Source organism: Spirosoma arcticum, from assembly GCF_054779955.1.
Genome location: NZ_BAAGXG010000015.1, coordinates 15,688 through 38,357, shown reverse-complemented (window position 1 = coordinate 38,357; position 22,670 = coordinate 15,688). Strand labels below are relative to the sequence as shown.

The following is a 22,670-nucleotide window of genomic DNA, read 5'->3' as shown; positions in this document are numbered from 1 at the left end:
CGAGTAGGAGGGGAGTCTGTAGGGATATAAACAGGTAAGTTGCGTAAAGAAAACGCGACGTAACCTGTACCAGAGGCCTGACGGGGGATAATCGAGCTATTTTTCGCCTAAAGGAAACGGAGCATTACTGTAAGCCGATAATCACTTATTTTTAATCTTTTATTCGTCATAAAAACAGTGCTCATTTCCGATCACGGTGTGCGCGTAAGAAGCTGATGGACAGACAACGATAGACAGTGACTATTCCTCTGTGGAAGTATCGTGCACATTGGATTCGCGCCAATCACATCGGGATGGAAATAACGTTATACCTCGCTCAACTGCTCGAGGAAGGAATGGCCGAGCCTGCCTTGAGCAGTTGGTTGCCGTCCAAGTTTATCCACCAACTGACTCATAGTCGAAATTCCGTAGATACTATTCGTTTGCGGAATTTCGACTTAAGATTCAGTACTAAGCCGCCCTGCTGTGAGTGCCCTAAATCATCTTACGGCAAGCCTCTGCGCAACGGCGGCAGGCTTCGGCACATTGCCGACAGTGATCCATGTGGGTCGCATGTTTTTCACACTCGGCCGCGCAGGCTTCGCAGATGTGAGCGCAGAGTTGACACACGTCGGCCGCGTGGGCGCTACCGCTGGCCATGAATGAAACGGCCGTGTAACATATCTTGGCACAGTCCCGGTCGAGCCGGATACAATCCACCATCATCATTACATCCTGTTCACCCAGACAGGCGTCAGCGCAGGCATCGCAGCTTACAGCGCAATCCTGGCAGGCATCGATACAATCCTGGTACTGCTGGGGTGCTAAGGGAGTTGACATAACTATGTTTGATTTTGATTATCAATCACTTAACCTTTAACCAGAGAATAGGTTATGTGCATGTATCCCATTGGCTCATGTTCTATTCTACTTCCACAAATTTTGTAAGGGTCTGGGTGAATCCTGTAATTACCACTGTGTAGAAAGCGCGTAAATTTGTAGCGATAAAATGCATCCAATGAAACCATCGATTCATACTCGCCTGATTTGCTGCTGGCTGGCCCTCGTGGTACTGTTCAGCAGTACGGGCTTTGGTATGGTCGAACACTGGTGCCAGATGCGGGGGCATACCAAATCGCTATTGCTGGATCAGAAAGGGTGCGCCAAACCTTGCCAAGCCGATGAACAACCAGTACCCATATCCAAAGGGCCGGTCGTCAAAAAGCTGCCCTGCTGTAAAACGACGGTTTCCTACGAGCATCTCGATGTCAGCCGTTTTGTCGCCGATCAACACAACCTGGCCACTCCTCAGCCTGCTGACTTTATTCCCAATCCACAGTTCCGACTGTTATTAGCGTCCCTTTTGCCGACTGATGCGCTGTCGTCGGTGCCATCCATCGCAGACGCCCCGCTTCACCGAACCGGGCGTTACCGGCTTACTGTCGGCTGTACCTGGCTGATTTAAACCTGCTTTCCTGCTTCGCCACTCGTTGACGGATGCCTTCTGGCATCCTGGTCGGCGGGCATACGGCGTTTTGTCCGTTTCTTCAACCCTTCACCATAGAACAACTCTGAGGGGCAGAAGGCCAACGGCATCGCCCTCTCCTATTGATTAACTAATTGCCAGTTTATTAAGATAGGGGTTTTCTTGCGATTACTCATACCAGACAGGTCAACCCGCTTTTTAGCACGCTCGCATTAGGTCATGCGCTCAAATCAGTGTCGTCTTCTAATCACTACTGCCATGATACACGTACAAAAATTAATGCTCGCCTTCGCGCTGCTGTTCAGCCCCGCTTTCCTGTTTGGCCAGTCGGCTAACTACAAACAGCCCATGACGATTAATGCGGCTGGTCAAATCAAAGACGGCAAAGGCGCGGCCGTCGGGTTGGTTACCAAAGACCGAATGATTCAGGATGCGAAGGGTCAGAAAATCGCCTTTGTCGATGGACAGGGAAACTTAATTGATGCAAAAACCGGCAAAAAAATGGGCAAGATGGGAAAGGACGGTAAAACGTACATGAATGCGAACGGTGATCTGATGTTCACCATTAAGGGTAACCCTGACGAAACCTGTGACATCTTCGATGCGAAAGGCCAGAAGATTGGCAACGTGCACGATAGTTTCAAAGGGTCGGCCTGTGCGCTGCACTGCTTTCAGGCTGGGCACACCCACATGAATTAAACCGGCAAGACCCTGACCGATGAATCGTATCTGGCACCTTCGCATTCGCAAAACCCACCGCTATTTGGGGCTGTTTATCGGCATTCAGTTTTTGCTCTGGACAGTGGGCGGGTTGTATTTCAGTTGGTCGAACCTCGATGATATACACGGCGACCACCTTAAACGCCCGGCTACGGCCCTGCCGCTCAGTTTGTCGCTGGTGTCACCCTCGGCGTCCATACTGACGATGAGTCAGCAACCCGGTCGGGTCGCCGATGCGACCAATTCGATTACGAGTGTGCAGCTTATCGAGGTGCTGAGGCAACCGGTCTATCAAATTAACTACCGAATGGTACGCAGGGGTGGTCATGCCATGACTCACACGCAGTTGGCCGATGCCCGAACCGGCAAACTGCGGGGCGAACTCACTAAAGCCGAAGCTACGGCCCTGGCCCAGAGGCATTTTGCCGGTTCGTCGGTTATCGAGCAGGTCGAGTACCTGACCAGCACCAATGGCCACCACGAGTACCGGGAAAAACCGCTCCCTGCTTATGCTGTTACGTTTCAGCAGCCCGCCCACGCGACGGTCTACGTAGCGGCTCAGCTTGGCACCGTGCAGAGTGTGCGAACCGACCCCTGGCGCATTTTCGATGTGCTGTGGATGCTGCACACAATGGACTACGAAGGCCGCGACGACATTAACAACAGCATTCTCCGGACATTCTCGGTGCTGGGGCTATTGACTATCTCATCGGGCTTTGTACTCTATTTTATCTCGTCGCCCCAACTCAGGCGAAAGCCGAAGCGGGGACGACGATTACCAACAAACGCTTAAATCATGTTATATCCAATCCAATTCTGTAAATCCATGAAACCCATTTTTTCTCCAATCTCAGGATTCTCAACCACAAGATTAGCCGTGGCCACGCTTGGCCTGTCTCTGCTCTCACTAGCTGCTTGGGCCCAGTCAACCGCTCCCGCGCTGACCGCTTACCTCGCCGTGAAAGACGCGCTGGTAGCCACCGACGCGGCTAAAGCGAAAACCGGGGCAACGACCTTATCGTCAGCTTTGAGCAAAGTGGATGCCGCCAACCTGTCGGCTACCGACAAGAAAGCCCTCGCGATGGCAAAAATCCATGCGACAGCGATTAGCAAAACCGGTGACGCAAATAACCAGCGCGAGCACTTCGAGATGCTCTCGACCAGCATGATTACCCTGACCAAAGCCACTAAACCCGCCAAGCGGGAGGCCCGCTCCGGCGTACCGGCCCCAACCTACGTGCAGTATTGCCCGATGGCGGCTGGCGGCAAGGGCGCTTCCTGGCTCAGTGACAAGAAAGAAGTGCGCAACCCCTACTACGGGGATAAGATGCTCAAATGTGGCTCGGTGAAAGAAGAGATCTAAGCGAACCGTCCCGGAAATAAGAACCCGACGCTTCGGCGTTCGGCTCTTTCCGGGCTAATTTACCCTACAATGGCGCTACAGGAACTCCATATCAAAAACATGGTGTGCGACCGCTGCATCCGGATCGTGCGCGACGAACTGGAACGGTTGGGCTATTCGGTCGCGCGGGTCGAACTGGGGCGGGCTATCGTCACCGAGCCGCTGGCCGATCTGGCCACCATCGGCCCGGTGTTGGAAGGTCACGGCTTTGCCCTGCTCACCGACCGCACAACGCGGGTCGTCAATCAGGTCAAATCGCTCATCATCGAGTTGATCCAGAGCGGGCGTATCGCCGAACTGAAAACGACGTTGTCGGACTATCTGGCCGAGCAGGTTGGGCTAGACTACGCGCACCTGAGCCACCTGTTTTCAACGACGGAGAACCTGACCATCGAGAAGTTTTGGATTTTGCAGCGCGTCGAACGAGCCAAAGAACTGCTTAGTTACGACGAAGTGTCGATTAGCGAGATTGCCCGGCAGTTGGGGTACAGCAGTGTCGCGTACCTGACCAACCAGTTTAAGCAGATCACGGGTCTGACGCCAGCCGCCTACCGGGGGCAACAGACCCCGGACCGCAATCCGCTGGACTGGATTTGATAACGAACGAATAAAGAACGATAACAACCAATTTTAGCCATCATAACCATGTCCATCATAACCATGTTCATCCGACTGAGCGTTTTCATAGCGATCCTGCTGATTTCTCCCCGTGTGTGGGCGCAACATGCCGGTCACCCCTCACCGTATCAAGCCGACACCAACCGCACCATTAAGGCTCTATCCGCTCAGGACGTGAGTGGTTATCTCAACGGGCGGGGTATGGGTTTAGCCAAAGCTGCCGAACTAAATGGGTATCCGGGACCGATGCACGTGCTCGAAGCAGAAAAGGAACTGGCCCTGACAGCCAGTCAGAAAGAGCAAATGAAGGCAGCTTACGACGCTATGCACAACCGGGCTGTCGGGTTGGGCAAACAGATTGTCGAGCAGGAAACATCGCTCGATAAGTTATTTGCGTTGGGCAAAGCAACTCCCGAAGCGGTGCAGACTGCGGTTGATTCGCTGGCGATACTACAGGGTCGACTCCGGCTCACGCACCTTGACGCGCACCTGAAAGCCAAGCAGATTCTAACAACTCAGCAGGTCAACCAGTACAGCCAGCTTCGGGGCTATACAAACTAAAAATTGCAAGACCGGGCGGGAATTGTATAACAGCCGGGCGTCACTTCCAGACGATCTTTGTACTACCTAAAAACGGTAAAAGCACAAAGAACATGGAAACGATCACCTTGAAGACTAATATCAAATGTGGGGGCTGCATTGCCACGGTAACGCCTTTTCTGAACCAATCGGTTGGCGAAGGCAACTGGCAAGTGGACACGCAGAACCCCGATAAGATTCTGACTGTACAGGCGGCAGCGGTCCAAGGTTTCGGCGTAACGGCCGAAGCCGTCCGAACAGCCGTTCAACAGGCGGGCTTTAAGGCCGAGGTGTTACCCTAACTGGTATCTCCTCCGCTCCTGAAAAGCCGCCCCATCAGGCGGCTTTTTTTACGCAATGCCGTTTAACCATTTATTGAATGAATCGATTGATTTGTTTGCTGGTCGGCTGGATATGGGCCATTCCCGCCAATGCTCAGACAACGCTCTCTGAAACGGAGGTCGTTGACTTGGTGGTGGCCAACAGCCCGGCAGTTCGGGCGGCTGATCTGAGCATCCGACAGACCGGCCAACTGCTTAAAGCAGCGTATTCCATTCCCAATCTGGATGTTTTTACCGACAGCCCCAGCGGTGCGTTTTATACCATCGGCATCAATCAGTCGTTTCAGTTGCCGACCGTATATAAGCGGCAGTATGCGCTTCAAAAAGGGCAGATTGACCTGGCCCAAATCGAAAAACGTATCACCCAAAACGACATTCGGTTTCGGGTGCGGAATCTGTATCTGGCCCTCCAGTACGCCCAGGCACTAAGCCAACAGTATCAGTTTCAGGACAGTGTCTATCATCAGCTTCAACTAATTGCCGGACGGCAGTTTGCCGCCGGGCAAATCGACTACCTCGCCAAAACCTTCGCCGAATCGCAGGCGGGTGAGGTGCGGAATCAACTGAATCAGGCCAGTGCCGATGTACAAACCATAACCCGGCAGTTAGGACGGCTGTCGGGACGTTCGGAGTCCATCCAGGTAGTGGCCCTGGCCCGAAATGGGCCGGGTTTTGCCCCGGCGGAGTCTGATTCAGCCGCGTTCGGGCAGAACCCGTCACTGGCGCTTTTCCGTCAGACGGAAGCCATCAGTGCGGGGCAAATCGGGCTGGAACGCGCCCGATCACTACCGGGTATTATGGTCGGGTATTACAATCAGTCGTCGCGCGAAACGCCGACCCAACTCCGGTTTCGGTTTGGCCTAACGCTGCCGGTCTGGTTTGGCCAGTACCGCAGCCGCACGGTGGCCGCTCAGACCGGCTTGCAACTGGCTCGCCAGCGTACATCAGCCCAGGTGCAATCGCTGTCGGTGGATCTGCAACAGGCGCAGGGAGACTTTGCCAAATACCGAACCTCACTCGATTACTACGAAACCACTGCCCTTCGGCAATCCAACGACCTCATCAATACCGCTCGGCGGTTGTTTCAGAGCGGGCAGAACGATTACGTCAGTTATCTGCGAACCATCAACGATGCCTACGCCATTCGCCTGCGCTATCTGGAGGTCCTGCGTAGTTATAACCAGTCCCTGTTGACTATCAACTATTTAACCGGAAATCTATGAGCAAGCTAACGCAACTCACGGTCCTGTTCGGCATTTTCTTCGCGCTGTCCCGCCAGATCGCTTCGGCCCATGATGGCGACGACCACGGCGCGGCAAAATCTCCTGGCGGTACTGCCCTGACGTACTTTACCAGTCAGGCCATTTCGGATAAATACGAACTGGTGCTGCACTACGAACCATTGGTAGCGGGAGAAACGGGTACCCTACGGCTGTACATCAATGAGTTCAACACGAACCGACCCGTCGAAGGGGCAGCGCTGCAACTGAGCAGCCCCGAAGACAATAAGCTCACCATCGCCGTAAAAACAACCGGGAAGGGTATTTACGAACTAAGCGGGACGTTTCCCGCCCAAAAAACGTACTCGTTGGCAGTTCGGCTGAACGCCGGACCGGGGGCTGACCTGCTGCTATTACCAAAAATCGAAGTGGGTAAGGACCTGCCGATAGCCACCGCAACCAGCACCGAACAACCCCACGCACACTGGTATGAAAACCCGTTTGTGCTGCTGAGCGGTGGGCTGTTGCTGGGGATGGTCCTGATGTTCGGGTTGATGCGGATACGGAACCGTCGGGTAGCCGTCAGTATTGCCGTTCTGCTGGGTATGCTGCCAACGGCCACCTATCAGCGGGCCAACGCGCATGGCGACGAAGACCACGGCGGGGGGGCAACCGGGGGCGGGGGTACGTCGAGGACGTTTGCCATCCCGAAACAAACGCAGTTCTTATTCGGCATCCTCACCCAGCGGCTCGCAGCCGGGGAGCAGGCCCAGACGACGACGGTGGCCGGTACTGTTTTACCTTCCTCGACCGGGCAGGCGGTGGTGCAATCACCGCAGGTGGGCCGCTTAACCTCCCTCTTGGTTCGGGTGGGGCAAACCGTTAGCAAAGGGCAAACACTGGCCATTGTCGAGCAAACCATTGACGCGGCTACCCAGATCAACCTACAGGCTGAACGCAACAACTTACTGTCGGAGCTGGAGGTAGCCCGCAAAGACTTCGACCGGCTGAAAAGCATCGAAGATATTGCTGCCAAGCGGGACGTGACCGCAGCCGAAGCCCGCCTGAACCGGGCGCAGGCCAATCTCAAGGTTTTCAATGGCATCGCGCAGGGTGGTCGGGGGAATGCCCGGTCTGTCCGCTTGAAAGCCCCCGTTAGTGGTATCGTCGGACCATTTACGTCGGCCATTGGCTCGACGGTCAACGTTGGTGAGACTCTGTTTACCATCACCAATCTGGGGAAAGTCTACATCGAAGCCCAGGTATTCGACAAAGATTTAGCGGTGGTTCGTTCCGCTAAATCATTCGGAGTGACGGGGGTAAACGACGCGGGCAAGTCGGGCGTGGCCCGGCTGTTGTCGCAGGCCCAGACGATCAACGCATCGAATCAGTCGCAGCGGTTGCTGTTCGAGATGGACAACGCGGGCGGGGCCTTTAAAATCGGCGAGTTCGTCACCGTCCGGGTGCAGTCGGCGAAGGGAACGCGGGGGCTATCGGTGCCAAACTCCGCCATCAGCGAAATGAACGGCAAGCCGGTGGTTTTCATCAAAGATTCGCCCGAAGTCGTCAGCCTGGCTTACGTCACGACGGGAGCCGATAACGGCTCGTCCACCCAGATTCTGACCGGCGTGGAAGCCGACGAGCGGGTGGTCGTAAACGGCACCTACCAGGCCAAAATGATTTATTTAAACCAATAAGTTTTTTCAACAAACCAATTCATTCAATGCGTAATCAATTCAACATCACGGCCATCGTGCTGATAACTCTTAGCACCAGTGCTTTTGTTAGTTCCTGCAACAATGCGGATAAAGCTGAAACGACTACCGAAACCACCGCCGTGAATGCCACCGGTACTACGGATGCCGATGAACACAGTGGTGAGCATACGTACGCTTGCCCGATGCACCCCGAAGTGACGGGTAAGGAAGGTGATATGTGTCCCAAGTGCGGCATGAAACTCGAACACAACGACAACGCGGGCAAAAGCAACGGGAAGACCTACGTGATGAATTTCAAGGCCAATCCGGGTCAGGTCGAAGCGGGCAAAGCGGCCCTGTTGTCGTTTACGCCGGGCGTGAAGGGCAGCGAAGGTGAATTGGTGCCCTTGGACCTGCACCACGAGCGAAAAATTCACCTCATCGTCGTCAGCAAAGACCTGTCGTACTTCGAGCACATTCATCCGGACTACCAGGCATCGGGCAGTTACGACATTGCCCTGTTGCCGACCAGCAAAGCCTTCACGGAAGGGCCGGGCAAAAACGAAACTCGCTTTCCCAAAGGCGGAGATTACCTGCTGTTTGCCGATTATATGCCGACCGGCGGCAATGCCCAGTTGGAGAAAATAGAGCTGGCCGTTGGTGGAACACCTTACACGCCGGTGACGTATTCAGCTCCCAAACTCAGTGGAACCGCCGACGGATATACGCTCGATCTGGTGCCGGAAGGTGGTCAATTCGAGGTGGGTAAACTGGCGCACATTCAGGGCGTACTGAAAAAAGGCGGCCAGGAAATGGATGCTGCTGCGCTCGAAAATTACTTAGGGGCCAAAGCCCACATGGTCGTGGTAGGTGTCGACGACAAAAACTACCTGCACGTTCACCCCGAAGTAAAAGACGGCAAGTTTGACCTGCACACCACCTTCGAGAAAGCCGGGGTTTATCGGGGCTGGGTTCAGTTCCAGGCTGATGGCAAAGTCCGCACCACGGATTACGTGATCGTTGTGAAATAAACCCCCCGGCTGCGGCCGGCCGTCCCGATCCCTCGCCGTTGAGGGGAGTTACCAACTATGCTCAATCGACTCATTCATTTTTCGCTGGCCAACCGCCTGTTCGTCGTGGCGTTCGCGGCTCTGGTATTGGTGTACGGGGTATACACGGTCGTCAACCTGCCCGTTGATGTGCTGCCCGACCTAAACCGGCCCCGCGTAACGGTTTTTCTGGAAGCCAACGGCCTGGCTCCCGAAGAAATCGAAACGCAGGTGATTCTGCCCGTCGAAACCGCGCTGAATGGGTCGCCGGGGGTGGAGATTGTACGGTCGGTGGCCTCGCCGGGTTTAGGGCTGGTTTTCGTGGAGTTTGGCTGGGAGACCGACATTTACCGCGCCCGCCAACTGACGGCGGAAAAACTACAAACCGTTCAGTTGCCGGGCGGGATAACGCCCGTGATGGGGCCGATCAGTTCGGTGATGGGCCAGATTATGCTCGTGGGTCTGACATCCGACACGACCAGCGCGGCTGATTTACGTACTCTGGCCGATTTTACCATCCGCCGACGACTCATGAGCATCGGGGGCGTAGCCCAGGTAATCCCCATCGGGGGCGAACGGCGGCAATTCCAGGTACTCATCAGTACGGCCAAACTTCGCCAATTCGGGCTGACCATTGACGACGTCGACCAGGCCGTACAGGGAACGAATCAGAACACGACGGGCGGTTTTTTCGACCGCTACGGCTCCGAGGTGCTGATTCGTAACGTGGGCCGGGTGCAGACGCTGGCCGATTTGTCAGCCACGGTCGTGGCGAACCGGAACGGGCTGCCGGTGCTGCTGTCGCAGATCGCCGAGGTCAAATTCGGCGGAGCTATCAAGCGGGGGGATGCCAGCGTGAATGGCAAACCCGCCGTGATTCTGACCGTTGAAAAACAACCCGGCACCAGCACTGTCGAGCTAACCAAAAAGGTCGAGGTCGCTTTAGCCGAACTCCAGAAAACCCTGCCCGGCGACGTCAAGATCAACCCGAACCTGTTTCAGCAACGGCATTTCATCGAAACTTCACTCCAGAATGTGGAAGAGGCCCTCCGCGACGGATTTATCCTTGTCGTCATCGTGCTGTTTCTGTTTCTGCTGAATTTCCGCACCACGATTATTACCCTGACGGCCATTCCGCTGTCGCTGGTCGTGTCGGCCATTATTTTTAAAGCCTTCGATATTTCCATCAATACACTCACGCTGGGCGGTTTAGCCATCGCTATCGGTGAACTGGTGGACGATGCCATCGTGGACGTGGAAAACGTGTTCCGACGCTTGCGCGAAAACCGGCAGTTGGCCCAACCAAGACCTACACTGGAAGTCATTTACCGGGCCAGTGCCGAAGTGCGTAACTCAATTGTTTACGCCACCATCATCGTGGTGCTGGTGTTTATTCCCCTGTTTTATATGCAGGGCATCGAGGGCCGGATATTTGCTCCGCTCGGTATCGCCTACATCACCTCTATTGTCGCGTCGCTGATCGTGTCGCTCACCGTCACGCCCGCGCTGTGTAGCTATTTGTTGGTCAACCCCAGCCGACCAATTAACTGGCGGTTCTGGAAAAAACGGCGGTCCGGCGTTCCGGTTTCCCAACCCACGAATGACCACGAGCAAGAAAGCGGTTTGGTGCGCTGGCTGAAACGAAACGATACCCGCCTGCTGCACTGGGGGTTAGGGCGGCCCCGGCTCGTTATGGGCGTGGCCGTCGCCTTGATTGTGGCCGCAACGGGTTTGGTACCCTTTTTCGGGACGGAGTTTTTGCCGCCCTTCAACGAAGGCTCGTTCACCATTAATTTCTCGACCCCGGCGGGTACATCGCTCGAAGAGTCGAACCGGATCGGCGTAGTGGGTGAAAAGCTACTGATGCAAGTGCCGGAGGTGCAGTACGTCAGTCGCCGGACGGGGCGGGCGGAGTTGGACGAACATGCCGAACCACCCGCCAACTCGGAAATCGAAGTGGATTTGAAACCCTCCGACCGAAGCCGGGACGAGGTGCTGGCCGATATTCGGCAGAAAATGGATCAGCTCAAAGGCGTGACCGTCAACATCGGCCAACCCATTTCGCACCGACTCGACCATTTGCTGTCGGGCGTTCGGGCGCAGGTGGCCATCAAGCTCTTTGGCAATGACCTCAACGAGTTACGCACCAATGCCGACCGGATTCGGCAAACCATCGGCACCGTGCCGGGCGTGGTGGATGTGCAGATCGAAAAGCAGGTGATGGTGCCGCAGTTAATGGTCAGACTCAAACGCGATGCCCTGCAACGCTACGGCATTCAGGCGGGCCGCGTGGCCGAAAATCTGGAAGTGTTTTACAACGGCAAAGTGACCGGGCAGGTACTCGACGGCCCCAAGACGTTCGACATTCTGCTTCGGGTGCAGAACGACGAACGCATCGACATCGAGAAGATCAAACGGGCCGAGATCAGCGATGCTCAGGGTAACGCCATTCCGCTGGAGCAGGTCGCCGACATTGCCTACACGACGGCCATCAACTCCATCGCCCACGAAAACACCCTCCGCCGAATCGTGATTTCGGCGAACGTACAGGGGCGGGATCTGGGCAGTACCGTGACCGAGCTACAGTCGAAAGTGACACAGGAGGTGAAACTGCCAACGGGCTATTTCGTGCAGTACGGGGGGCAATTCGAGAGTCAGCAACAAGCCACCAACTTGATCGGTCTGCTCAGCATCTTTTCGATCCTGGGCATTTTCTTAGTGCTCTACAGCCACTTTAAGTCGTCGCGGATCGTGTTGCAGATTATGCTCAACGTGCCCCTGGCCCTGATTGGCAGCGTGGTGGCGGTGATGCTGACGGGTGGTACGTTTTCGGTGGCCACGCTGGTGGGCTTCATTACCCTGACAGGCATTGCCTCGCGCAACGGCATCATGATGATTTCGCACTACATCCACCTCATCGAGCAGGAAGGCGAAACGTTTTCGGACCAAATGATTATCCGGGGTTCGCTGGAACGGCTGGTACCCGTGCTGATGACGGCGTTGGTGGCCGCGCTGGCCCTGATCCCGCTCACGCTGGATGCCTCGGCGGCTGGTAAGGAGATTCTGTATCCAGTGGCGACGGTCATTCTGGGCGGTCTGTTGTCGAGTACGCTGCTGGATATTATCGTCACGCCGGTTGTGTTTCATCAGTTCGGCAAGCGGGCGTTGGCGACGTATTTCAGGAACCGGAATCAGGGTAATTTTAATACCGACGATACGCTGGTAAACACGGTCCCATTTGCCAAACCGGTGCGCCGGCGCGACAGCCCGGCTGAACCTGAACTGACGGAACGTCGGTAGGAGAGGGAACAAATCGTAAACGTCGATGAACCGGGTGCAGTTGTACAGCGGGTCGGGCCATATCACAGCGACTTTGATCTGGCCGAAATAGGTAGATGTGACAAAGTCAATGGGAAACCGCCAAAATTCGTTGACCGTTCCTGGCGCGTAGCGTCTAAAGGCCATAGCAACTTACCTAGCCTGTCCATGAAATGGCCCACGTTTACTGATCCCTCTCCCAACGACCAATACAGCTTCTCGTTTAAACCAGGTGACAACCAGCCCCTGCGGGTGCTGATTGTCATTGGTCTGCTGTTCATGGTGGCCTTTTTGTGGGTCTATTTTCAACCTGAAAACCGGGGATACTCGTGGCTGTTTGGAATGCTGACGGTATCGGCAGTTTTTAAGCTACTCCGGCTGCTACACGAGTGGTATCATTACTGGGAGGTGCGGCCCACCACCCCGCCGACGCCGACGCGGACCTGGTCCGTGGATGTGCTGACTACCTACTGCACTGGTGAGCCACGCGAAATGGTCGTCAACACTTTGCAGGCTATTCAGTGCATAACCTACCCCCACACGGCGTACCTGTGCGATGAAGCCAACGATCCGTACCTGCGACAGCTATGCGCCGATTTGGGTGTTATTCACGTCACGCGCACAGACAGAACGGATGCGAAGGCGGGGAACATTAACAACGCCATGCGGCAGGCCACCGGGGAGATTTGTCTAATTATTGACCCAGATCATGTGCCGGTGCCCGACTTTTTAGACCACGTGCTGCCCTATTTCGATAACCCATCCGTGGGTTTTGTGCAGTGCGCACAAGGCTACTACAACCGTAAAGAAAGCGTGGTGGCTTTTGGGGCGACCGAGCAGACCTACAGCTTCTACGGACCCATGATGACCAGCATGAGCAACTATGGCACTGCTCAGGCTATCGGAGCTAATTGCACCTTTCGCCGGGCGGCTTTGGATTCCATCGGTGGTCATGCGAACGGGTTATCAGAAGACATGCACACGGCCATGCGGCTCCATGCCGGGGGCTGGCAGTCGGTATATGTTCCTCTGCCGCTATCCTATGGCCTGGTACCGGCTACTCTGTCGGCGTATTACAAACAGCAGCTCAAGTGGGCACGGGGCACGTTTGAACTGCTCGTAACCACCTACCCAGCCGTGTTCAGTAGGCTATCGGGGCGGCAGCGATTACACTACGGAACAATGCCGCTGTATTGCCTCCTGGGCACCGTACAACTCCTCGATTTGCTGATTCCCATTCTTTCCTTAGTGGCCATGCGCCTGCCCCTGCAAGTCGATTTGCTTCTGTTTGGTACTGTCTATATTCCCCTGTTGCTGACGGGCTTTCTGATTCGGCAGTACGCACAGCGATGGCTCATTGAGAAACACGAAGCCGGGTTTCACTTAGTGGGGGGCATTGTAGCCAGTGGCACTTGGTGGGTGTACGTGCTGGGACTGGTCTATACGCTGTTCCGGGTAAAAGTGCCGTACATTCCTACGCCCAAAGACGACCAGCCCCGGAACCATTTTCTGCTGGTGCTGCCCAACCTACTCATGGGTCTGCTGACACTCGGTGCCATTGGGTATAGCATCTATTGGTACGGCCGGTTTACCCTCAACAATATTTATTTCCAGTTGATGATTGGATTCGGTCTGCTGAATGGGCTGATTCTGATGCTCAACGTGGTAGCTGGTCAGGAATTAACGCTGTTACACGTGACCAACTGGCTGGCCCGGATGTCGGACCGACGAAAAAAGCTTTGGAGCATCCGGATAATCGTCTGGAATTTACGCTATGGTTTATATGACTGGCTCCGCCGGGCGGCCGTTCTCCTCTTAAGTGGCGTCGTGCTGCTGACTATTAGTGTGGCCTGGTTGACTTACCAGAGCAAAATGGCCGATGCTCCCATTAACCTCCGCTTCGCCAACACCCAGGCTTTTTACACGGGGCTGGCTTCCCCTTCATCCGTTCCGTTGGTCCGTATCCAGTCGTCGGAAAAACCCATTCGGGTGCATCACCTCCGTTGGCCGGTTACGTCCGGCTCAACGATTGAAATTCCCGTACGTTCAAACCTTACTAATCAGCTACCGCTGCTGTACCTGGAGCCGACCGGGCTGCGGGGTGGTTTGGAAACCGACATGCGGGCATTCCTGATGAGCATTCTGAACGGCGAACGCGACGCGGCCCTGGACCGGTTCGTCCGTGACGTGCGAACCTATAACCGACCGGTACTGGCCAGTTTCATGCCCGAATTTGATAACTCTGCCCAGCCATGGGGCTTAGTTCAGGAGTGTAATCTGGTACTCTGCCAACGGGCCTGGCAGTACGTTGTGAGGTTCTGCCGGGAACGGCAGGCCAATACCATTGCCTGGGTGTGGTGTCCCGGGTTGCCTGCGTCGCTGGTTGCGTATTATCCGGGAGGAGACTTCGTTGACTGGCTGGGGTTTACGGTGGTCAATGACCCGGATAAGGCACCCGACAATAGACAACATTCGTTCGCGGCTCTTTTTCAGCTTTCCTACGTGGCCGTGCGCTCGCACGTGGACTACAGCATCCGGCAGAAACCGATCCTGATTACCCGGCTAGGATCGGTTGCGGGTGGTTCGGCTGGCCGCCGGTGGACTACCGAAGCTACTGAACTGATACAGGAGCGGTATCCGCAAATTCGGGGCATTGTCTTTGCCGACGAGGCCGCGTTAGAACGCCACCGTCCCGCACAAATGGTCATACAGGCCAAACGGTAACGACAACCCGGCCTTAATCAGGCTGCTTGGTCTGGCTTACCTCGAACGAAAAATTGGCGGTTGCCACGTGCCGGTGCGTGTCGTACACATTGACGAACAAGCGATAGGGGCCTGGCTTGGGGGGAAGCCGAAACGTAATGGTTGGCTTGTCCGTGCACAGCAACAGGCCCTGCATGGCTAAGCGGGGAACGCCAACGTAATCAGTACCCTGCTGCGCACGGGGTTTAAGCTCCCAGTTATACGTCAACGAATCACCATCGGGATCAGTCACTCGTATTTCAGCCTGGTGCAGGGCGGTTGATGCATTAAACGAGCGGTGGGCTATGGCCTGCCGGTCAATTAGCAAGCGCTCCATAACCGGGGCCAGATTAGCAGGCCGTTTACCCGACCAAAGCTCCTGCATCAGGCCCACCAAAGGCGTTTGGCGACCCTGCTCGTCGAAGGCGCTGAGCCAAGTATGCGTTTCTTCCTGTTTATGGCCCCAGTAGAATAAATAAGCCCCAAAGCAATTAGGGGGATGGGCGCGAACATGTTGCTGATAAAACTGCCGGACGGCCGTTAGTTTTCGCTGACTATCTGGTTCATCAGGGGCACCCCAGGGAGCTAAAGGTACCTCCCAATATCCTGGTGCGCCGTATTCCGAAATGAGATAAGGCTTGGTCCAGCCCCCTTCCTGAAAAAACTCGTTGAGCTGCTTAGTCATTGAGTACGAATTAACCGCCAGTATGTCCACGTTGGAACACCGCTGGCTAACCAACCGGATAGCCCGTTTACTGTCGGGTGAAATAGCCGTACTGACCGGATGATTAGGGTCAAGTCCGTGGACTAATTTCGACAGTCGATTTACCTCGTCGTAAACCTTGAAATTGTTGGCTTCCAGTGCCCACTCATTGCCCACGGACCACAGGAGCAGGGCCGGGTGGTTACGATACCGGAGTACCGTTTTTCTAATTCGCTCATATTGCTGCTCAACAGCGGCCTGATTATCGTAATCGAAGCCTTCCATCTCGCGCTCTACCCATAAACCGAACATGACCGTCAGACCCAGTGTCTGGGCTTCGTCCAGAATCTGGCCTGCATCGATGTCGTCCCAAACCCGAATTGAATTGCCACCGCAAGCTTTTAACTCCTCAAAGTGACTAACCCCGCCCCCCCCTTTTATGAAGTAAGGCTTGCCATGCCGGAGCAATTCGTATGATGTGCCGTTGAAACGAACAGTCGTTGGAGCCGCTGCATTCACCGTCGTTGGTTGGGTTCGGTTGGTTTCCTGACACCCGCCGAACAGCCCTAACAGCGAGCAAAGCGACCAAGCTACTAATTGACATTGATTGGAGTATGTTGTCATTGTGCAGTAGTGACTACGTAAACTATTTTTGGCCACTTGTTACAGAGAATTTTACAATAAATGGGCTAAAACCTGTAAGTGCCGTCGATTAGCTACCAGTACCGGCTTATAAGTTATTTTAGGCAATGGACAAGACGGCTGAATGGATGACTGATGCTGATAGTACTACCTACAAGACGAGCTACCCGAAAAATGCGTTTTACACAATATCCGTGATATTGACAATTTTGTCTATTAATTGCTAATTAGGTTTACCGTAAGTAATAAAACTTAAGTAATAGATATACGTGGTAAACCTAATTAGCAACTATGACCATTAAAAGATTTGTCGATCATGGAAAATTGATATACATGGTATGAACAGCTTCTACATGTAAAATCGCTTCTCATACTGGGGCCACCCACACGGCCCATCGTTTGCTAACACCTTCTGGTGTGAGTCAGGTAAGCACCTTTTCGAGCTATTTCAGCTAATTACGTACCAACTATTTCCTTTAGTTGGCTCAAGTAATGGGGCTTCGCTACTCAGCTTATTGCTCTGGAGAAAAGGTCAAATTAGATATTGACGCGATTGCCGAAGATATCCACGTGTCCATTGCCGATCTTGAACGGTGTCTGATTTCGCTTCTGGCCGAATCGACTTGACCTTTTTACAAAACGCGGATTGGTAAGAAAGGAATAACAGGGCTATGGCGAATCACAAAAACGTGTTCATCCGTAAGTTGAGATGGTTTATGACCTAACTGAGCTCACTGTAATTGAGCACTCACCGTTGCTTTGGCAACAGTTTCATTTATGTTAACTCCTTCTTAGTATCGCTTTAACCTTAACAGCCCGGTCAATGATAGCCTGAGGTAGTTCGTCGGGCGCGTTGCATTGGTCCAACTCAATTGAGTTTTGGGTCTCAACCAATCCGTGAAGCGGTTCCATCAAAATGTAAAACCGGTCTACATCACTAAGGATAGGTACGTCATTTGCCTGATTGTCCTGTTTCATGATTTTAGCGATTGGGTTATAAAATGGCACGAAAAAAGCAGTGATAATGCCGTGTTGACCGGTTCCCCTGCCCTTTGTCACCCAAACCCAGTAATTCTGTAAGGGAGCAGCGAAATCTTGTAAAGGAACGTTATTTGCGGGCTTTTCAACAAGGCTCGTCAATGGGTTCGCCCTTAAGCGGCATTCCTCCGTAGTTTCGGTTTTCCCCGTTCCAAGCGAACCAAAGCCGCTCCGTTGGCTTGAAACGGGCTGTGGCCTCTTAATGGCTACTCAAACTTCGCTTCAGTAACTGCGCATTCAGAGCCACGATCACCGTACTGGCACTCATCAGCACCGCACCAATGGCCGGACTGAGCACAAAATTGGGGTACAGCACCCCGGCCGCCAGCGGGATGGCAATGACGTTGTAACCCGTCGCCCAGAATAGGTTCTGAATCATCTTTCGGTAGGTAGCCTTGCCAAACTCGACCAGATTGGTGATGTCGGTCGGTTTGCTGTTGACTAAAATAATGTCGGCGGTTTCGGCGGCTACATCGGTGCCGGAACCAACGGCGATGCCTACGTTGGCCTGAGCTAGTGCGGGTGCGTCGTTCACCCCATCGCCGGTCATGGCCACGAATTGCCCCTTTTCCTGCAAGTCCTTCACAATGGTCACTTTCTGGTCGGGTAATACCTCGGCGAAAACCCCGTCTAAGCCAAGTTCGTTAGCGACCGCGTCGGCTACTTTCTGGTTATCGCCAGTAGCCATATAGACCTTGATGCCCGATTCCTGCAATCGTCGGACGGCCTCTTTGGAGTCAGCCCGAATGCGGTCCGCTAAGGCTATGAACCCCACCAACTGATCGTTGATGACGATGAACACGACCGTTTCAGCGCCACTGCTGAACGCATCTTGGGGTTGCTCGATCCCTTTCTCCTTTAGATAACCGGGACTGACCACCACGACCCGTTTCCCGTCGACTGTTGCGGAAACGCCCTTACCCGTAATGGATTGAAAATCGCTGATGGTAGCAAACTCCAGTTGCCGTTTTTTGGCTTCGCGCACAACGCCCTGAGCAATCGGGTGTTGCGACTGTTGCTCCAGCGCTGCGGTTATGCTCAGTAACGTGGTCTCGTCCGTGTCTTTGACCAGTACCTTGATGCGGGTTACGCCGAATTCGCCCTCGGTCAGCGTACCGGTTTTGTCGAAGACCATCGCCGTGATTTTACGAGCTTCTTCAAAAGCGGTGCGGTTGCGGATCAACAAGCCTTTCTGGGCTGAAATTGCGGTAGAGATAGCGACCACCAGCGGAATGGCTACACCCAATGCGTGGGGGCAGGCCGTGACCATCACCGTCACCATCCGCTCCACGGCAAAGGCCACATCCTTACCCGCCCACAGCCAGGTTACAAGCGTAATGAGTCCTACCGACAACGAAATGAGGGTCAGCCAGCCAGCGGCACGGTCAGCCAGTGTCTGGGTTTGGGACTTGGCATTCTGGGCCTCCTCCACCATCTTGACCATCTTGTTGAGGTAACTGTCTTCGCCCCGGTGGGTCACTTTAATTTTTAACGACCCTTCGCCATTGACCGCCCCAGCGATAACGGTATCCTGCTGACTCTTCTGCACGGGTACGCTTTCCCCCGTCAGCATACTTTCGTTGACGGCACTGTCGCCCTCCACCACTTCCCCATCGGTCGGAATACGTTCGCCGGATCGTACCAGTACGACATCGCCAATCGTCAGCGTACTGACCTTGACATCCGTAATTTTATCCCCGTTTCGGCGGTCCGACTCTACCTTGTGCGCGTCCGAGGGCAACATCTGGACAATCAGTTCGAGCGAACGCGAGGCCCCGGCGACAGATTTCATCTCTAAATAATGCCCTAACAGCATGATGTCGATCAGCGTCGCCAGTTCCCAAAAGAAGTCCATGCCCGTGAGCCACCCGAATGACACGGCGACACTGTAGACGTAAGCGGCCGTGATGGCCACCGCGACCAAGGTCATCATGCCGGGCTGTCGGTTACGCAGTTCTCCCACGATACCGGTCAGGAACGGCCATCCACCATAAACGTAGATGACCGACGCGAGCAAGACAACAAGCGGTTCGCGGTACGGAAAATCTAACTGGTAACCCACCAATTCCTGAAACATCATCGACAGCGCCACCACCGGCACCGACAAGAGCACACAGACCCAGAACCGGCGTAGAAAATCGGTAATTATTACTGCGTGGTCATGTCCGGTTGCTGAATGACCGCCGTGTCCACCGTGTTCAGCTTTGTGGTTCATCGGGCCGTGATCCATCGCAGCATGGTTCATGCCTGTTCCGCCTTGATGCCCTTCCGCGCTATCCGGGCCGCTGTGTCCGTCGTGCCCAATGTGTTGTAGGGCCTGCTGCTCGGCGGGTGACTCGCCCTTTGGCGGATGGTCTTGATGCTGATGGGCCATAAACTTGATTCGTTTTAAGAGAACATGGAAGTAGCGTTCAGGCTGATACCCTGCCTTCATAACTGGCAAGTTGACAAAAAGGAGCATTCGGCATAAATTCTGCAAGTTCCTGCCTGAATTTTGCAAGCCGGGTAGTCAGTCGCGAACGTAGCTTTGTTTGTTACCGTGTTGATTGTACAAACCGTCGGTGCGGTTGCCGCAATGAATTTGAGGGACATTTGTTAGAGAACTGAGCAAGATGACGACTACGGCGATACGGACAACTGATGAGACTACATTACGGGTACGGGGGATGGTCTGCGCCCGATGCATCGACGTAGTACGAACCGAACTCAATCAGTTCGGTTTCAATATCTTGGACAGTCAATTGGGACAGGTCACGCTGGCAGGCCTAATACAAGACAGCGACCTGGAGCGGATCAACCAGGCGTTAGCCGGGCAGGGGTTCGGTCTGATTCAGGATCAGAAAACGACTGTTCACCAACGTGTCAAAACGTTTCTCGATGCATTTTTCGACTCGAACGATCTAAGCGAGCCTAAAGCCCGCTTATCGGCCAGGCTTCAGCAGGAATTGGGGATGGATTATGATACCATCAGCGGGCAGTTTGCTAAAGCCGAAGGCGTTACGCTGGAAAAATACGTCATTGCCAGGCGCATTGATAAAGTAAAAGAACGGTTGGTGTACTCGGACGAAACGCTTACGGAAATCGCTCACCGTACCGGCTACAGTAGCGTGCAACATCTCTCCAACCAGTTCCGCCAGCAAACCGGCCTAACTCCTTCGTACTTCCGTCAGGTACGTCAGCAGAAACAGGCGGTGCAGCAGGGAGCAAATCAACCTATTCAATCACCGTAGCTTCCGTTCTGATTCGTTAATAGGTAGATCATTGATGCTGGCGAATCGCTTCTTCATCAAACCATTGAGTGCAAATTCCCACATTTCGTTACCATAACTCCGAAACCACTGCCCGCTCTGGTTGTGCCATCGCTCCGGCGACCCGGTCGTACTCGAAACGAACCCCAATGTGGTTATCCACAAAAGCCCACAATTCCTTTTTGAGTCGGTAATCCAGTTCTTTCTGCCACTTGCGCGTCAGAAACGCCCGTACCTCGTCACGCCCGTTCAGAAACTTAGTGCGGTTGCGCCATTCCGTGTCAGGCGTGTAAGCCAGCGATACCCGGTCGGGGTCTTCAGTGTTCCACGCATCTTCGGCCATCTGCACTTTTGCACGAGCCGTTTCGAGGGTAAAGGGAGGGGCAATAATTGCATTCATAGTAATCAGGTTCAATTTTACAGGTCGTTTTTTAGAGATTTATAATGGTGGGTGGTGGTCCCCAAACCGGAATGTCCGTTGCGGTTAATACAGGATACGGCGAATGGACCCCGCCCACCGTCGGTACAGCCACCTCGAACAGGACCAACGCAATCCGATAATGCCGAATCACATACGAACACAATATGCACGGCTCGTGCGTACTGTAAAGGTGGCAACCCGATAAATCGACGCTACCCGTTCGATGCACGGCATCCCGAATGGCTTCTACCTCGGCGTGGCAGGTAATGTCGTTTCGGGGTCGGGTGGCTTCCTGCCCTTCCCCTATGATTAGGCCCTCACGTACCACGACCGAGCCAACCGGTGTATTACTTGTTTGGGCAGCCTGTTCAGCTAATTCGTGGCAACGCTGCATGAATGGTTCATGTACTTTCATTGGGTTTACAGGTCTAACACCAAATCGGATTCGGGACGGGCGCAACACACCAAAATGTCCCCCTCGAAAGGCTCGGCCAACGGCTCCGGCTTGTAACGAACCTGCCCTGATACCAAACCCGTGCTACACGTCATACACGTTCCCTGCCGACAATTGTTGGGCAGATAGATGGCGTTGGCCTCCAGCAAATCGAGTAAACTATCTGTACTGTTTTGCCAACGCAACACCTGCCCCGACCTCGCCAGCTCTACGCGAAACGTAGTCGCTAATGAGTTGGAAAAATCGGCTCTGGGTGATGGACTCAGCGACTTCCCCTCACCAAAATATTCGTAAAAAATGTGTTCATCGGGAACGCCCCATGTTCGCAATCCATCGTAGAGGGCTTCCATAAACCCAGCCGGACCACAGAGGTAAAAATCAGCATCATGATCGAGAAGATAACTTCGTAGAAAAGCAAGATCGAGCTGCCCGATAGCATCGTATTCCTGTCCCGGCGTTTCCCAGGGAGTAGGTTGGCTGTGATGGATATGCATCCGAATGTGGGGATGGACAAGAGCCAGCTTCCGTAATCGCTGGCCCATTGGCTGCACCTGTTCATTCAAACTACTGTGCAGAAACCAGACAAAGCGGGGGTTTGGCTCCTGAGCAATAGTCTCTATCATGCTCAACATAGGCGTAATGCCTACGCCCCCGCTCAATAGCACAACGGGACGGCGCGACACGGCTGACAGAATGAAATTACCCTTCGGAGCCGCTACCGACAGGATGTCGCCAACCTCAACCTGGTCGTGCAAAAAGCCCGATACCAAACCCGGCTCCGTTACCGACCCTTCACGCTTGATGGTAATGCGATAAAACGACTGGCCTGGAGCCGCCGATAACGTGTAGGATCGAAGAACGGGTTCGACCCGGCCCGGCAACGTCAGCCGCAACGTGATATACTGACCGGGCTGATAGTCGTCGATGGCTTGCCCGTCGGCGGGTTCCAGATAAAATGAGCGAATGGTTTGGCTCTCCTGAACCTTTTTCGTGACGCGAAACGGCCTGAGCAT

General features: G+C 54.3%; 21 protein-coding genes. 13 read left to right on the top strand and 8 right to left on the bottom strand.

The genetic code is table 11. The features are described 5' to 3' along the window. Positions 1-474 precede the first annotated feature (474 nt). The gene (locus tag ACYVHB_RS25760; protein WP_461054700.1) at positions 475-819 is read right to left on the bottom strand and encodes a four-helix bundle copper-binding protein; all 345 of its coding nucleotides are present in this window, start codon (positions 817-819) and stop codon (positions 475-477) included. Between the two features lie 178 nt (positions 820-997). Here ACYVHB_RS25760 and ACYVHB_RS25755 point away from each other — a divergent pair, with 178 nt between their 5' ends. The 12 genes from ACYVHB_RS25755 to ACYVHB_RS25700 all read left to right on the top strand — a co-directional run bounded on the left by ACYVHB_RS25755 (position 998) and on the right by ACYVHB_RS25700 (position 15,133). Next, positions 998-1,444 carry a hypothetical protein gene (locus ACYVHB_RS25755; RefSeq protein WP_461054699.1) on the top strand — a complete coding sequence of 149 codons (447 nt, stop codon included), beginning with the start codon at positions 998-1,000 and terminating at the stop codon, positions 1,442-1,444. Positions 1,445-1,723: 279 nt separating this feature from the next. Next, on the top strand, positions 1,724-2,164 hold the full coding sequence (locus ACYVHB_RS25750; protein ID WP_461054698.1) for a 5-fold beta-flower protein: 441 nt from the start codon (positions 1,724-1,726) through the stop codon (positions 2,162-2,164). Between the two features lie 19 nt (positions 2,165-2,183). Further along, complete coding sequence (locus ACYVHB_RS25745) at positions 2,184-2,978, top strand: hypothetical protein (RefSeq protein ID WP_461054697.1); 795 nt, start codon at positions 2,184-2,186, stop codon at positions 2,976-2,978. A 33-nt stretch (positions 2,979-3,011) separates the two neighbouring features. Continuing rightward, complete coding sequence (locus ACYVHB_RS25740) at positions 3,012-3,548, top strand: DUF3347 domain-containing protein (RefSeq protein WP_461054696.1); 537 nt, start codon at positions 3,012-3,014, stop codon at positions 3,546-3,548. A gap of 69 nt (positions 3,549-3,617) precedes the next feature. Continuing rightward, a complete protein-coding gene (locus tag ACYVHB_RS25735; protein ID WP_461054695.1) occupies positions 3,618-4,184 on the top strand; it encodes a helix-turn-helix domain-containing protein in 567 nt (188 codons plus the stop codon). A gap of 48 nt (positions 4,185-4,232) precedes the next feature. Beyond that, entirely contained in the window at positions 4,233-4,766 is a 534-nt protein-coding gene (locus ACYVHB_RS25730; RefSeq protein ID WP_461054694.1) for a Spy/CpxP family protein refolding chaperone, read from the top strand. Positions 4,767-4,858: 92 nt separating this feature from the next. Further along, a complete protein-coding gene (locus tag ACYVHB_RS25725) occupies positions 4,859-5,086 on the top strand; it encodes a heavy-metal-associated domain-containing protein (protein ID WP_461054693.1) in 228 nt (75 codons plus the stop codon). 77 nt (positions 5,087-5,163) lie between these two features. Continuing rightward, positions 5,164-6,348 (top strand): TolC family protein, encoded by a 1,185-nt coding sequence (locus ACYVHB_RS25720; protein WP_461054692.1) that lies wholly within the window; start codon positions 5,164-5,166, stop codon positions 6,346-6,348. Further along, the gene (locus ACYVHB_RS25715; RefSeq protein ID WP_461054691.1) at positions 6,345-8,042 is read left to right on the top strand and encodes an efflux RND transporter periplasmic adaptor subunit; all 1,698 of its coding nucleotides are present in this window, start codon (positions 6,345-6,347) and stop codon (positions 8,040-8,042) included. Before ACYVHB_RS25720 ends, ACYVHB_RS25715 begins: the two co-directional genes overlap by 4 nt. A gap of 26 nt (positions 8,043-8,068) precedes the next feature. Then, complete coding sequence (locus tag ACYVHB_RS25710; protein ID WP_461054690.1) at positions 8,069-9,073, top strand: heavy metal-binding domain-containing protein; 1,005 nt, start codon at positions 8,069-8,071, stop codon at positions 9,071-9,073. A gap of 57 nt (positions 9,074-9,130) precedes the next feature. Continuing rightward, positions 9,131-12,391, top strand: coding sequence for an efflux RND transporter permease subunit (locus ACYVHB_RS25705; RefSeq protein ID WP_461054689.1), 3,261 nt, complete (start codon positions 9,131-9,133; stop codon positions 12,389-12,391). Between the two features lie 186 nt (positions 12,392-12,577). Beyond that, positions 12,578-15,133 carry a glycosyltransferase family 2 protein gene (locus ACYVHB_RS25700; RefSeq protein ID WP_461054688.1) on the top strand — a complete coding sequence of 852 codons (2,556 nt, stop codon included), beginning with the start codon at positions 12,578-12,580 and terminating at the stop codon, positions 15,131-15,133. Positions 15,134-15,146: 13 nt separating this feature from the next. Here the strand turns inward: ACYVHB_RS25700 and ACYVHB_RS25695 are convergent, their stop codons facing one another. The 3 genes from ACYVHB_RS25695 to ACYVHB_RS25685 all read right to left on the bottom strand — a co-directional run bounded on the left by ACYVHB_RS25695 (position 15,147) and on the right by ACYVHB_RS25685 (position 19,908). Beyond that, positions 15,147-16,478: a glycoside hydrolase family 2 TIM barrel-domain containing protein gene (locus tag ACYVHB_RS25695; RefSeq protein WP_461054687.1), complete on the bottom strand. Its 1,332-nt coding sequence runs from the start codon at positions 16,476-16,478 to the stop codon at positions 15,147-15,149. Positions 16,479-17,276: 798 nt separating this feature from the next. Further along, positions 17,277-17,474 (bottom strand): hypothetical protein, encoded by a 198-nt coding sequence (locus tag ACYVHB_RS25690; RefSeq protein ID WP_461054686.1) that lies wholly within the window; start codon positions 17,472-17,474, stop codon positions 17,277-17,279. 259 nt (positions 17,475-17,733) lie between these two features. Continuing rightward, entirely contained in the window at positions 17,734-19,908 is a 2,175-nt protein-coding gene (locus ACYVHB_RS25685) for a heavy metal translocating P-type ATPase (protein WP_461054685.1), read from the bottom strand. 238 nt (positions 19,909-20,146) lie between these two features. Here ACYVHB_RS25685 and ACYVHB_RS25680 point away from each other — a divergent pair, with 238 nt between their 5' ends. After that, positions 20,147-20,764 carry a helix-turn-helix domain-containing protein gene (locus tag ACYVHB_RS25680; protein ID WP_461054684.1) on the top strand — a complete coding sequence of 206 codons (618 nt, stop codon included), beginning with the start codon at positions 20,147-20,149 and terminating at the stop codon, positions 20,762-20,764. Here ACYVHB_RS25680 and ACYVHB_RS25675 read toward each other — a convergent pair. From ACYVHB_RS25675 to ACYVHB_RS25660, 4 genes are read right to left on the bottom strand one after another with little or no spacing between them, the layout of a single operon-like run. Then, the gene (locus tag ACYVHB_RS25675) at positions 20,756-20,848 is read right to left on the bottom strand and encodes a DUF1348 family protein (RefSeq protein ID WP_461054683.1); all 93 of its coding nucleotides are present in this window, start codon (positions 20,846-20,848) and stop codon (positions 20,756-20,758) included. The two genes, ACYVHB_RS25680 and ACYVHB_RS25675, sit on opposite strands and share 9 nt — an antisense overlap. Positions 20,849-20,852: 4 nt before the next feature. Then, positions 20,853-21,182, bottom strand: a complete 330-nt coding sequence (locus tag ACYVHB_RS25670; RefSeq protein WP_461054682.1) for a DUF1348 family protein — start codon at positions 21,180-21,182, stop codon at positions 20,853-20,855. A 31-nt stretch (positions 21,183-21,213) separates the two neighbouring features. Continuing rightward, positions 21,214-21,618 carry a nucleoside deaminase gene (locus ACYVHB_RS25665; RefSeq protein WP_461054681.1) on the bottom strand — a complete coding sequence of 135 codons (405 nt, stop codon included), beginning with the start codon at positions 21,616-21,618 and terminating at the stop codon, positions 21,214-21,216. A 5-nt stretch (positions 21,619-21,623) separates the two neighbouring features. Then, complete coding sequence (locus ACYVHB_RS25660; RefSeq protein ID WP_461054680.1) at positions 21,624-22,670, bottom strand: 2Fe-2S iron-sulfur cluster-binding protein; 1,047 nt, start codon at positions 22,668-22,670, stop codon at positions 21,624-21,626.